Raw genomic sequence first — 12,667 nt, forward strand, 5'->3', positions numbered from 1 at the left:
GTACTTACGCAAAGAACTAGAAGCAAAGAAGAACTGACTCAATCTATAATCTATGTATTGGACTCAATCAAAAAAGTAAGTGTCATACAAGAAGAGATAAAGGAAAATAAAGAACGATGGTACGATAAAATCAGTATAAGAGGCTATGTACAGGTTAGATACAATGGATTGTTTTCTTCAAATGATAAAGTGTCTTGTGATCAATGTGATAAATCTTGGGGAACAACTTCTACAGCAGAGGATGCAAGATCCAATAATGGGTTCTTTATAAGACGAGCTCGAATCGTATTCTCAGGACAAGTACATCCAAATGTATATTTTTATGTTCAGCCAGATTTTGCGAGCTCACCGTCATCAGGAGTAAATCACTTTACACAGATTAGAGATGCTTACGTCGATGTTTCATTTGATGCAAAGAAGGAATATAGAGTAAGAATTGGACAAAGTAAAGTTCCTTTTGGATTTGAGAATATGCAATCAAGTCAAAACCGATTGGTTTTAGATCGTAATGATGCGTTGAACAGCGCTGTGGCAAACGAAAGGGATTTAGGTATCTTTTTTTATTGGGCTCCAAGCAAAATCAGAGAGCGTTTCGCTATGCTAATAAGAGATGGTTTTAAAGGAAGCGGAGATTATGGTGTATTTGGATTTGGTGTATATAACGGACAAACCGCAAATAGATCGGAAGCAAATAGAAACCTGCATGTGGTGGCGCGAGTAAGTTATCCTTTGACAATTGGAAACCAAATTATCGAGCCAGGTATACAAGGTTATACCGGTAAATGGGCTTTTACCAATGAACTTTCGCCAGGAGTTACTACAGCAAACAAGCAATATACAACGGACCAACGAGTTGCGGCAACTTTTGTGCTTTATCCAAAGCCATTTGGAATACAGGCTGAATATAATATAGGGAGAGGTCCTCGTTATAATAAAGTGACTAACACTGTTGATGTCTCTGCTTTGGAAGGGGGTTATGTAACGCTAAATTATAAATTAGATTTGCCCAAACATCAATTGATTTATCCGTTCGCTAAATTCCAATACTACGATGGAGGTAAGAAGTTTGAAAAAGATGCAAGAAGTTATATTGTAAGAGATTATGAGTTTGGATTTGAATGGCAACCTTGGAAAGCATTTGAGTTTGTAGCAGAATGGGTTATTGCAGATAGAACATTCGAGGACAGCGCTCTTCCAAACAACAGGCAACGAGGAAATTTGTTGCGATTACAAGCGCAGTTTAATTTTTAATAAATCATTCACATTAGTTTCTTCTTTTAAAGGACTTCAGATTGATGGTCATTTAATGTATTTTAAGTCAAAAACCGTCTCGTTTTTTGTTTTGATATTTTTTATTTTTTTTCGAAAATTTGAAATAATTTTAGCCATTCTATCGAGTTGTCAAATCGAGGTAGTCCCCTATAATCTTTTATTTGTTCAATGTTTTCGATCTTGAAATCGTCTTGATTTGAGTATGGAAGCAAGCCTTCCTGCTTCAATTTTATAGCCAAATATTCCTGTTCATATTGTCCTGGTGTCGGAATCAAAAAAGCCTTTTTTCTTAGGATGGCAAGATCCATTATTGTGGTATAACCGGAGCGACAAAGCACCATTTCACTTTCGTTAAAAGCCTGTTCCAGCGCTGTTGAATTCATGAAATTATAATAAGTTACATTTCCTTTTACAACAATTTTCTGCTCCAATTCAACGTTTCCTTCAATAAAAATCACATTTCCTTTAAACTGAACGATTTCTTTTTTCAAATGTTTTTCCAATAATCCTCGTTGAGGTTCCGGTCCTGAGAGAATCACCAACAAGTCGTACTTTTTAGGCAACAGTTTCTTTTGCAGTCTGCTAACCGGTCCAATGTATTTGATTTTAGGATTCAAACTGTCAAGATGTCCCAGTTTCCCCGTCAGATTTAGATTGCCGGGATGATCTGGAACCCAACATTCTTTGTATTTATTCATAATATATTGATGGATTTTACTGGTAAACCAAGTCGTGTTCCCCGTTAATACATTCAATTGGTGCGTGATATAGACCGAGGGAACTTTCCTGCTGAAAACACCCAATCTGTTATCTGATATAATACCGTTAATGGCATATTTTTCAATCCAGTTTTCAGTTATTTTTTTTTCTTGCCGAACCGCTCTTAGGGTTTTTAAACTATTTTTTAATAATTTCCATTTGAAATTAGCGCCGTTTTTTGCATATTCTATTTGGTAGGAGGGAAGTTCTAGTGTTTGTAAATCAGGAAATTCTTTTTTTAGTAAAGCCAATGCAATCCCATCAGAAGCAATTATAGGGATATAGTTGTTTTCTAGTAGCGCTTTAATGATTGGAACGCATCGTGTAGCGTGACCTAATCCCCAATTTAAAGGCGCAATTAAAATAGTCTTTTGTTCCGATTTCAAATCCATGTGCGATAAATAGGTTCGTTATTTTTAATTTGAAAGTTAGGCAATGTACCCGTTTCGCATATTGCTAAGGCATTACCAAACCATTAAATTATTTCATTAAAAATAAGCTCTTAATTGGACGTTTCCAGTATGAATGGCTTGGCTTGTTTCGCTTTTTCGACCTTGGTAATTAAAGTTTATGTCTAAAAACTGTGTGATATTTTTTTGCAAAAGCAATCTCCATGTCAAATTTTGACCTGTTTGCAAGCCTTCTAGCATTTGAAATCCTACCGAGGAAAATTCATTTCCATCAAATTTATTTTGGTAAAAAGAAACTTCGCCGTTCATCGTAAATTTTTTAGTTCCGGCATAAGAAAAGGCAGTCCCAAAACGGTTTTGTAGTAAGGTTTCGGCAATACCACTTTGATTTTCTTTCTTTTGTAATTCATAAAAAAGATCCCAACTGGTACTTTTGGAAAACAAATAACTGATTTTTGGAGCCAATTGATACCCGCTGATGTCGAAGTTTTTCTCCGGGAAATTCTCCGATTGAATGGCGGTTTGAATTGTTTTGGCAAAAAAACCAAACAACCAGCTTTTCTGGTACAAATGATTGTATTGCATTTGATGGGAACTGTTGGTCGCTTCCTGCGAACCTATCGACAATAAGTTTTTTGTTTTATTTTGAAGATAAGAATAGGTAATCGAATGGTTTTGCTTTCCTCGATTGTAGAACAAACTGTTTCTTAAACTGGAATTCAGTCCCAGCACATTTTCGTTGGAACCGCTGAACGGATTTAATTCAAAATTATCTCCGTCATTTTTCGTTTTCCGGTCAATTATAAAGGCGGTTTGATTATAGAAATAAGAAAGTAATTTTTTTAATCCTTTTTCATTTTGCCATTGATTTGGGTTTAAAGTCACGGATTGTGAGAATTTATTTTGATGTGTTTTGATGTAAATCCGATTCGGTAAAAATACCCGAATAAATGTTGCCTGATCAATAAACGGAGCGACTTCAAATTCCTGTAATTCCTGAATTCCATTGTTGTTGTAATCGTTCCAAGTGTAAACGCCTTGTCCGGCGGGTACTTCCAGATAGGTAAATTCCTGTTGCGGAATGGTTCCGGAATTAGTCTCGTAAACCGTTGTGCTTTGAATTAATTGATTAAAAAAACGATCCGTGTACACGATTCTGGAATTTAATGTGGGTTCTTTTTTTCGTGTATCATCCTCAAATTCTAAGACTCTATAATTGGCAAATAGGGACAAATCACTTTTATTGGTTTGAATTAACTTCGATTTCAGCATAAAAGTTTGGGACGAATTCACCCGCTGAATTAAACTCCCGACACTTCGAGACTGTAAGCTGTCATTGGTCCTTCTAAGATAACCTAATTCTACAAAAACCTTCGTGCTGTCGCCTCTTCCGGCATATAAACCGTACTCTGTAAATTTTTGGCTCAAAGCCGTAAACTGATTTGTCGTTTTATTTTTTTCCTGATTATCTTCTAAACGCAGGCTGGAACCAACCCAATTTTTATCGAAATGAAATCGCATTTGAGATTGGTTTCTTAAAAATTTGGATGATAAAGTAGTACCGTCACTATTTAGGAAACTGCCTTGGTTTTGAAAAGTCCAATTTTTTATTCGAAACAAACCATTTAAAACATGCCTGCTACCCGAAAAATTTTCGGAGAAATCTAATTTTTCAAATTGATACAATACTAATCCTTTATTAATGGATTTTGGTTTTGGGTTTAAATCCAATTGCAATCCGGAAACTAATAGACTTTGATTTCCAATACCTGCGGTTCCTAAATTCCAATCCCTATCAAATTCGATGTTGTAAATACGTTCCACAGATCTGAAATTGTTCTGAATAAATTGATAATTGGCGAAAGCGTCCATCTGCCATCTTTTTGAAAAAATACGCTGTTTGGCATTTATTTTTCCGGCCAAACCTTTGTTATTCGCGTCATCAATGGTCGAAAACAAATTTTTATCATTGTTGCTGATGCCAATTTCAAAATCAACAGCGGTTTTATCAGTGGGTTTGTATTTTCCTAAAAAGGTGGCAACTTGCACTTTTGTTGGGGCAATAAGTTGAATTATGGGTTCATAATTCCCTTGAGAAATCCCATTTATAGGAGCAATGTATTCATAAACTCTGGTGATTGTTGCAGCATTGGTCAAAATATAATTCCCGTTATTGGTTCCTACTAAAGTGAATTTCACATTGAATAATTCCTGTTGTGCGTCGTTTGAATATTCGAAAATTTCTATGGCATTAAAGAGCGTTTTTCGATACAGTACTTTATTTTCGGAGTACGTGTCGGAATAGGCGGAAGGAGCAGTCATCAAACTTGGATTATCTCCGGCATTGACTAATATTTGGGCTTGTTCCTGTGACAAATTTTGTTGCAACGGTTGGTTTTTTAAGTCGTTTTCCGAATATAAATAGCCTCCAAAACTCCATTTCTTATTGTTATGCGTGGCTCCGGCGTAGGTTACAAAACGGGTATAATTCCTGTCGGAATATTGGTATTCTATAGCAATCCGCATTTCAGAAGTGATGGTAAATAGTGGCGTAAATACAATTTCACCCGCATTATAATCTATTGTATAATCGTTGTTTTCGCCGCGTTTCAGTAAAATCCCATTGACATAAACCCGCTCTGAACCTGAAATCACCAAGACATATAATTCACCATTTTGCCCTTTTAATTTGTACGGACCCTGATTGCCCTCTTGTCCCACAATATCACTTTTGGCATATTGACCACGGACTAATGCCGCCGACGCAAATACATTCGTTTTGTTTTCTTCGGTTCCAAAGTTGAAATTTGTCGCCAGTCCCTGCACTTTTTTAGTGAAATTCAGGAATTGGGTGTTCCTGTTTTCCAGAAAGATATCGCCAGCACGAATATTCCAGTCCTCGCTGAATAACTCCATGAAAACATTGTCAAACTGATCTAGTCTCTGAGAATAACCGCCATCTTGCAACGGAATATTACTGTCTTGAATGGAGGCTCTCAAACTTACTTTTTCGGAAATTTTCCCTGTGATTTGTAAATCTAAATTGGAATTCAAAACGGCATTTTGATTGTTTCCTATTGTTAAGCCACGCGTAATGCTACCGGAAGTATTCAATCCGTCAAAAGGCACATTTTTGTTTATTTTTTTCTCTTCAATATTATACAAATTTCCAGTTCCGGCTTCATTACTGACGACTCGGCTGGAATCATAAATACGGTATTCTTGGGTGAGTATTTCAGGAAATTTCAGGTATTGTATGGTAAGCGAATCGGAGCTAAAAATGCTGTTTTCTTGTAAAAGTAGCGTTCCTTTTTCAAAATTTACTTTAAATAAAGTGCTGTCAATCCGTTTGCCATTGGCGTCCAGCAATTTGAAAAAACTGGAATTAATACTTTCTTTTTCAATGTAAATCGTGTCGCGCGAAGGAAGGATTTTTTTTGTCTTGTACAGCGAATTTATTTCCTGAGCATGGAGCCCAGAAAAACAGCTTATTACAATCCAAAAAAGTAATTTTTTCAACATAAATACTATAACTCGAAAGTATCAAAAGTAGTATTTATAATTCGATAATTAGAACATGTGACAATTAGAAAATCAGCGATACATAAATAAAGATATTCTCCGGGACAGGTCTTATTTTTATATTTTAAAACAATAAAAAATGGGAATCAAAAATTTAATTTCGATTCCCATTTTTATTATGTTTGAAACAGTTTTTAAACTTCTTTTGTCACAACTTGCATCGTTTCACGACTGACTTGTTTCAATAAGACAATTTTGTTTTCTTCGACAGTTTGTGATGCTTTGTCATCGAAATGTCTGATGGTGTATAAAGTGACATTTTCGTTAAATTCAACTTTAAATTTTTTGGATAAAATAGCATTCAGCGCTTTAAAATTGTCAAATTTATCTTCTACACATACAGAAAAACTAATCGCTGAATTCTGGATTAAGTTTACTTTTATTTTAAATTGGTGAAACAGCGCAAAAATTTCGCTGATGTTTTCTTCCATGATAAAAGAGAAATCTATGGAGGAAAGAGAAATCAAAAGTTGGTTTCTTTTGACAATAAAACAAGGTAAATAAGGTTCTAAATCGACACCTTTAGAAACACTTGTTCCCTTTAATAATGGATTTATAAATGATTTTACATACAAAGGGATTTCTTTTTTCTGTAAAGGTTGCAGTGTTTTTGGGTGAATAACTGTTGCGCCGTAAAAAGCTAATTCAATGGCTTCACGATACGAAATCTGATTTAACAAACTGGCGTTTTCAAAATATCTTGGATCGGCATTCATAACTCCGGGAACATCTTTCCAGATGGTAACACTTTCAGCATTTAGGCAATAGGCAAAAATTGCAGCTGTGTAATCAGATCCTTCACGGCCTAAAGTGGTTGTGAAATTGTTCTCATCTGAACCCAAGAAACCTTGTGTAATATTTAAGATTTTGCGTTTTACGTTTTTGGCAATATTTTTCTGTGTCAATTCCCAATCTACTTCCGCATCTCTATAAGTTGCGTCTGTTTTTATGAAATTACGAACGTCCAGCCATTGTGTTTTTATTCCCATGAAATTCATGAAATGGCTCAGAATTGTAGTTGAGATTAATTCACCGTAACTTACAATTTGGTCGTAAACAAAATTATAATTAGGAGATTTATTGTGTGTCAAAAAATATTCTAAATCAGCAAATTGTGTATTTACTGCGACAAAAACTCCGTTTTTTTCATCGTCAAATAAATCCATCAAAATTTGATTGTGGTATTTTTTTACTTCTTGAACGGATGATTTCAATTCAGCCGATTTGTCAAAATAGTTTTTTATGACTAGTTCCAGTGCATTTGTCGTTTTTCCCATTGCAGAAACCACCAACAACACGTCTTCATAACCCACTTTTTGTAAAACGTCATATACGTTTTTGATTCCTGCGGCATCTTTTACAGAAGCTCCTCCAAATTTGAATACTCTCATATTTTTAAACAAAAATTATTCTTTACTTTATTTCAATTTATTCTCCACAAAATTGGTAATTCCCAGCTCGTTCATTTGTACCACATGCCAATCTTTTAATACTTTTGCACCAGACTTTTCATAGAATTCGATTGCAGGGGCATTCCAGTCGAGAACATTCCATTCCACTCTTCGAACCTGATCTATTTTTGCCTGTTTTAAAATTTCAGAATACAAAGCATATCCAAGTCCGGTTCCACGCATTTTGTCTTTTACCACTAAATCTTCTAAATGAATTGTTTTTCCTTTCCAAGTTGAATAGCGGTAATACCACAATGCGATACCTACAATTTGCTTTGACTGTTCATTATCGTTGGAGTCGTCATCTATTTCGGCAACAAAAACATGAAATAAAGGAACAGTGCCAAAACCATCCCGAATCAAATCCTCAACAGTCACAACTACAGCATCTGGCTCCTTTTCAAATTCAGCCAACTCTTGGATAAGACCTAAAACAGCTTGCATATCTTGCGGGTTTCCTCTTCGAATATTCATAAATTTTTATTTTAATGATTTAAAAACGCAATAAAATTGCATTTTTACGTATTAATTTTGTGTTTTATTCAGCAAATATACAATACTGATAAACTAAGTAAATTTTATTCAAATCATTTTCACAAAAAAAACGATATTTGTGACTTCAAATTAACTACATCGATTTCGTAATGGAAGAACGCAACAAAACACTAGGAGAATTTATCATTGAAAACCAAAATGCCTTTCAATATTCATCCGGCGAATTATCCCGAATTATCAACTCCATCCGATTGGCTGCCAAAGTGGTGAATTATAAAGTAAACAAAGCGGGGTTAGTTGATATCGTGGGGGCTGCCGGAGAACAGAACATACAAGGCGAAGATCAGCAAAAACTAGATGTTTATGCAAATGAAGTTTTTATTCAAACTTTAATCAATCGTGAAATTGTTTGTGGTATTGCCTCTGAAGAAAATGATGATTTTATCACTGTGGAAGGAAGTGACAATAGTCATAATAATAAGTACGTGGTGTTGATGGATCCGCTTGACGGTTCGTCAAATATTGATGTTAATGTTTCTGTTGGAACGATATTTTCAGTGTATAGAAGAGTTACTCCAATAGGAACTCCAGTTACGCTTGAAGATTTTTTGCAGCCGGGAATCAATCAGGTCGCGGCGGGATATGTGATTTACGGAACATCGACGATGTTGGTGTACACAACAGGACACGGAGTAAATGGATTTACATTGAATCCGGCCATTGGAACCTTTTATTTATCGCATCCAAAAATGCAGTTTCCAACAGATGGTACTATTTATTCGATCAATGAAGGGAATTATGTTCATTTTCCGCAAGGAGTAAAAGATTACATCAAATATTGCCAGTTAGAAGAAGGCGACCGTCCGTATACATCAAGATATATCGGAAGTCTGGTTTCAGATATTCACAGGAATATGATCAAAGGGGGAATATATTTATATCCTACAAGTTCTAAAGCACCTAAAGGGAAATTACGATTGTTGTACGAATGCAATCCGTTAGCTTTTATTGCGGAACAAGCCGGAGGAAAAGCTTCTGACGGATTTAATAGAATCATGGAAATTGAACCAACAGCTTTGCATGAACGCGCTCCTTTTTTCTGCGGAAGTTACAACATGGTAGAAAAAGCCGAAGAATTTATGCATAAAGCTAAATTAAGCAAATATTAAAATTCAGGTTTATAAAAAAAGCTCCCAGATTTCTGGGAGCTTTTTTCGTATGCTTTGTAATTACTTGTTCATGTTTTTCATTTCGAAAAGGAAAGTATCTAAATCAACTTCTTTGTCTACTAATTTCAGTGCTTTATCTACGATGTAATTCACGTTTTCAATGTTAAAGCCTAAACCTACTCCAATTTTTCTTAGCATTACCTCTTGTTTGTCACCTAAATGATGGTCAACGTGAACAATTCGGGCTAAATCATACAACCGCTCCATTCTTTGTTCGTACAAATAAGGAGGATTGATTGGGTAATTTGAAGAATTCTCTAAAATTTCCTCATATTCTGCTGGAGAAATTTCTAATCGAATTGCCAGTTTGTCTAAAAATGCTTTTTCTTCAGGGGAAAACTTCCCGTCAGTAAGGGCTACACGTACAATTGATGCAAAATGACCTTTGTTTCTTTGCTTGAATTCGCTATCAAATAAATCTGAAAATGACATAATTTTTGGTTTTATATCTTACAAAGATAAATCTATTTTTAAATTAATGATTTTAATTTTTTTTATATTTTTTCTATCTATTTGATCGCTTTCGTTTTGCATTTATTTAGAGCATCAAATCAAACATTTTCAAAATTAATCGTAAGTTTACAGCCCCAATCAACCTAATAAAATACCCATGTCAGAGTTTTGGATTTACTTTCAAATAGGATTAAAACATGTTTTAGATATTCATGCTTATGATCATGTTTTATTTTTAATAGCACTGGCAATTCCATTCTCTTTCAAGGATTGGAAGCGAGTTTTGCTGTTAGTAACGCTTTTTACCATTGGACATACGATGGCTTTAATGCTTTCGGTTTTTGAAATAATTGTCATAAAAGTAAATGTTGTCGAATTATTAATTCCAATTACGATACTCATAACGGCTTTGTTTAATCTTTTTACGGCAGGAAAATCAAACAAGAAAGAAAGTATAAATGTTGTTTTATTTATCACGCTTTTCTTTGGAATTATTCACGGACTGGGATTTTCAAATTATTTTAAGTCGATTCTGGGTGGTGATGGTGCATCTAAAGTTATACCATTGTCAGAATTTGCAATGGGAATAGAAGTGGCTCAAGTGGTTGTGGTATTTATGGTTTTAATTTTGTCGTATATTGTTCAAACCGTTTTGAGATTCTCGAAACGCGATTGGATACTGGTAATGTCGGGGTTTATAATAGGAGTAGTGATACCAATGATTGTTGAAAGTGAAATCTGGATTAAATAAAAATGAACGAAAAGAAATTAAATAAATACGATAAAGCGTACCTTAGGATTGCCAAAGAATGGGGTCAGCTTTCTTATTGTAAACGCAAGCAAGTTGGTGCGATTATTGTGCGTGATCGAATGATAATCTCTGACGGATATAATGGCACTCCGTCTGGTTTTGAAAACTGTTGCGAAGATGAAGAAGGCTTAACGCGATGGGATGTTTTACATGCTGAAGCAAATGCAATTCTGAAAGTGGCAAGGTCTACACAATCTTGTGAAGGTGCGACATTGTATATAACGCTGTCGCCATGTAAAGAGTGCAGCAAATTGATTCATCAATCCGGAATAAAAAGAGTCGTGTATCATAACGGATACCGTGATGATTCAGGAATTCAGTTTTTGATAAAAGCTGGAATAGAGGTAGAGCAGATTTCAATTTTAGAAGAATAAATGAACTTTAATACTAAATATTTGCCCATTCTTATGTTCTCAACACTTGCTTTGGGTGTTGTACTGGGCGGAATGTTGAATTTTCCTAATGCAGCAGATTATTTAGTTAAAAATAATTCGAAAAGCAAGCTAAACAAACTGATTGATTTTATTGATAATGAGTACGTCGATGAGATCAATACAGACTCTATCGTAAATCTCACCGTAGATAATATTTTGGCACAACTCGATCCGCACTCAGTTTACATTCCGCCCAGTGATCAGCTGGCTGCACTCGAAAGCATGAAGGGAAATTTCGTGGGTATAGGTGTCAATTTTTACATGTATAAAGATTCTGTTGCAGTAATAAAACCTTTGGAAAATGGCCCTTCTGCGAAAGCGGGTATAAAAGCCGGAGATCGTATTTTATACGCAGATAAAACTAAATTATACGGACGTAAATTGCCAAATGACAGTTTGTTTTCCAAATTAAAAGGGGAAGTAGGTTCTGATATTGAATTAACAATTTACAGAAAATCAGAAGGGAAAAAGCTAAAACTAAAAATAAAAAGAGATGTTATTCCTTTAAAAAGTGTTGATGTGGCATTAATGCTGAGCAATAAAACCGGCTTCATTAAGATCAATCGTTTTGCCGAGACAACTTATGCCGAATTCATGGCAGGCGTTTCCAAGCTCAAAAAAGAAGGTGCAACATCGCTAATCATTGATGTTCGGGATAATGGTGGCGGCTACATGGAAGAGGCAGTCGCGATCGCTGATGAATTATTGGCGGATAAGCAACTCATTGTTTTTACCAAGAATAAAAATGGAAATATTGCTAAAACGTTTGCAACAAAAAAAGGGAGCTTCGAAAAAGGCAATATATTTATTTTAATTAATGAAAATACTGCCTCAGCAAGTGAAATTCTGGCTGGAGCAGTTCAGGATAATGACAGAGGAACTATTGTAGGGCGTCGTTCTTTTGGAAAAGGATTGGTACAACGCGAAATGGATTTTGCAGATGGTTCAGCTGTCCGTTTGACAATTGCCAGATATTATACACCAGCAGGTCGTTCGATTCAAAAACCATACTCGAAGGGAAAGGAAGCGTATTTCAATGAATCAGAGGCTCGTCTTGGAAATGGAGAGCTTTATGAAAAAGACAGTATAAAAGTTTCGGACACTATCAAATTTAAAACTAAAAAAGGTAAAATTGTATACGGCGGCGGCGGAATTGTGCCGGATGTTTTTGTGCCAATCGAAGTCGAACATGGAAATGAAGGGACTGCCTATTTAATGGAATCAGGGATTGTAGGTAATTATGTATTCGAACAATTAGATAAAAGCAGAAACAATTTCAAAGGTCTTTCTTTTGAAAAATTCAAAATTAAAATGAACGAAACCGACTTTTATGTCAATTCTTTTCAAAAATTTGTTTTCGGAAATGGTTTGGATTTGAATTTTGGAAAAAGCAAGTTATTGGTAAAAAGATATCTTTCGGCTGAATTTGCCCGTCAACTGTATGGTGAAAATTATTATTATGAAATTGTATTGAAAGAAGATGCAATGATAAAAAAAGTTTTAAATCAGCAATAAAAAGAATTCATATGGATTCAATTCCAATTTGCATCTTAAATAAATCAGTATTTACAAAAAGAGCTGCTTAATCCTATCATGGGCATTAATTTGAAGCCCATCATTCCATAAAATGAGAATATCTGTTGAAACAGCTGCTGAACTCTCGGGAGCAATTGCCCATTGACTTCTCCTACCTAGCAAAGTCCCTATCATATAAATTCGTTCGGCAACTTCATTCTTCCGTTGTATTCTTTGTTTTCCTGAAGTCATTTTT

General features: G+C 35.1%; 11 protein-coding genes. 5 read left to right on the forward strand and 6 right to left on the reverse strand.

The window, feature by feature from the left end; translation table 11 throughout:
- The first annotated feature begins 33 nt into the window (after nucleotides 1-33).
- On the forward strand, nucleotides 34-1,251 hold the full coding sequence (locus E0F89_RS02240) for a porin (protein ID WP_394345962.1): 1,218 nt from the start codon (nucleotides 34-36) through the stop codon (nucleotides 1,249-1,251).
- 101 nt (nucleotides 1,252-1,352) lie between these two features.
- On the opposite strand, the gene E0F89_RS02245 is transcribed toward E0F89_RS02240, so the two are convergent.
- The 4 genes from E0F89_RS02245 to E0F89_RS02260 all read right to left on the reverse strand — a co-directional run bounded on the left by E0F89_RS02245 (nucleotide 1,353) and on the right by E0F89_RS02260 (nucleotide 7,948).
- Nucleotides 1,353-2,423, reverse strand: coding sequence for a glycosyltransferase (locus tag E0F89_RS02245; protein ID WP_131908231.1), 1,071 nt, complete (start codon nucleotides 2,421-2,423; stop codon nucleotides 1,353-1,355).
- Nucleotides 2,424-2,519: 96 nt separating this feature from the next.
- Nucleotides 2,520-5,963, reverse strand: coding sequence for a hypothetical protein (locus tag E0F89_RS02250; RefSeq protein WP_131908232.1), 3,444 nt, complete (start codon nucleotides 5,961-5,963; stop codon nucleotides 2,520-2,522).
- Between the two features lie 194 nt (nucleotides 5,964-6,157).
- The gene (locus E0F89_RS02255; protein WP_131908233.1) at nucleotides 6,158-7,414 is read right to left on the reverse strand and encodes an aspartate kinase; all 1,257 of its coding nucleotides are present in this window, start codon (nucleotides 7,412-7,414) and stop codon (nucleotides 6,158-6,160) included.
- 27 nt (nucleotides 7,415-7,441) lie between these two features.
- Entirely contained in the window at nucleotides 7,442-7,948 is a 507-nt protein-coding gene (locus tag E0F89_RS02260; RefSeq protein ID WP_131908234.1) for a GNAT family N-acetyltransferase, read from the reverse strand.
- A gap of 170 nt (nucleotides 7,949-8,118) precedes the next feature.
- Here E0F89_RS02260 and fbp point away from each other — a divergent pair, with 170 nt between their 5' ends.
- Nucleotides 8,119-9,138, forward strand: a complete 1,020-nt coding sequence (fbp, locus tag E0F89_RS02265) for a class 1 fructose-bisphosphatase (RefSeq protein WP_131908235.1) — start codon at nucleotides 8,119-8,121, stop codon at nucleotides 9,136-9,138.
- Nucleotides 9,139-9,198: 60 nt separating this feature from the next.
- Here the strand turns inward: fbp and E0F89_RS02270 are convergent, their stop codons facing one another.
- Nucleotides 9,199-9,630: a TerB family tellurite resistance protein gene (locus E0F89_RS02270; protein WP_131908236.1), complete on the reverse strand. Its 432-nt coding sequence runs from the start codon at nucleotides 9,628-9,630 to the stop codon at nucleotides 9,199-9,201.
- A 178-nt stretch (nucleotides 9,631-9,808) separates the two neighbouring features.
- Here E0F89_RS02270 and E0F89_RS02275 point away from each other — a divergent pair, with 178 nt between their 5' ends.
- From E0F89_RS02275 to E0F89_RS02285, 3 genes are read left to right on the forward strand one after another with little or no spacing between them, the layout of a single operon-like run.
- A complete protein-coding gene (locus E0F89_RS02275; protein WP_131908237.1) occupies nucleotides 9,809-10,402 on the forward strand; it encodes a HupE/UreJ family protein in 594 nt (197 codons plus the stop codon).
- 2 nt (nucleotides 10,403-10,404) lie between these two features.
- Complete coding sequence (locus E0F89_RS02280; RefSeq protein ID WP_131908238.1) at nucleotides 10,405-10,836, forward strand: deoxycytidylate deaminase; 432 nt, start codon at nucleotides 10,405-10,407, stop codon at nucleotides 10,834-10,836.
- Complete coding sequence (locus tag E0F89_RS02285; RefSeq protein ID WP_131908239.1) at nucleotides 10,837-12,411, forward strand: S41 family peptidase; 1,575 nt, start codon at nucleotides 10,837-10,839, stop codon at nucleotides 12,409-12,411.
- A gap of 51 nt (nucleotides 12,412-12,462) precedes the next feature.
- Here the strand turns inward: E0F89_RS02285 and E0F89_RS02290 are convergent, their stop codons facing one another.
- Nucleotides 12,463-12,663 carry a hypothetical protein gene (locus E0F89_RS02290; RefSeq protein ID WP_131908240.1) on the reverse strand — a complete coding sequence of 67 codons (201 nt, stop codon included), beginning with the start codon at nucleotides 12,661-12,663 and terminating at the stop codon, nucleotides 12,463-12,465.
- Nucleotides 12,664-12,667 lie beyond the last annotated feature (4 nt).

It is taken from the genome of Flavobacterium caseinilyticum (genome assembly GCF_004349085.1).
In the GTDB taxonomy this organism is placed as follows: Bacteria; Bacteroidota; Bacteroidia; order Flavobacteriales; family Flavobacteriaceae; genus Flavobacterium; species Flavobacterium caseinilyticum.

Bases quoted from the DNA above. Each gene is read 5' to 3' on its own strand.
- E0F89_RS02245 (WP_131908231.1), bottom strand. From the start codon at position 2,423: ATGGATTTGAAATCGGAACAAAAGACTATTTTAATTGCGCCTTTAAAT.
- E0F89_RS02250 (WP_131908232.1), bottom strand. From the start codon at position 5,963: ATGTTGAAAAAATTACTTTTTTGGATTGTAATAAGCTGTTTTTCTGGG.
- E0F89_RS02255 (WP_131908233.1), bottom strand. From the start codon at position 7,414: ATGAGAGTATTCAAATTTGGAGGAGCTTCTGTAAAAGATGCCGCAGGA.
- E0F89_RS02260 (WP_131908234.1), bottom strand. From the start codon at position 7,948: ATGAATATTCGAAGAGGAAACCCGCAAGATATGCAAGCTGTTTTAGGT.
- fbp (WP_131908235.1), top strand. From the start codon at position 8,119: ATGGAAGAACGCAACAAAACACTAGGAGAATTTATCATTGAAAACCAA.
- E0F89_RS02270 (WP_131908236.1), bottom strand. From the start codon at position 9,630: ATGTCATTTTCAGATTTATTTGATAGCGAATTCAAGCAAAGAAACAAA.
- E0F89_RS02275 (WP_131908237.1), top strand. From the start codon at position 9,809: ATGTCAGAGTTTTGGATTTACTTTCAAATAGGATTAAAACATGTTTTA.
- E0F89_RS02280 (WP_131908238.1), top strand. From the start codon at position 10,405: ATGAACGAAAAGAAATTAAATAAATACGATAAAGCGTACCTTAGGATT.
- E0F89_RS02285 (WP_131908239.1), top strand. From the start codon at position 10,837: ATGAACTTTAATACTAAATATTTGCCCATTCTTATGTTCTCAACACTT.
- E0F89_RS02290 (WP_131908240.1), bottom strand. From the start codon at position 12,663: ATGACTTCAGGAAAACAAAGAATACAACGGAAGAATGAAGTTGCCGAA.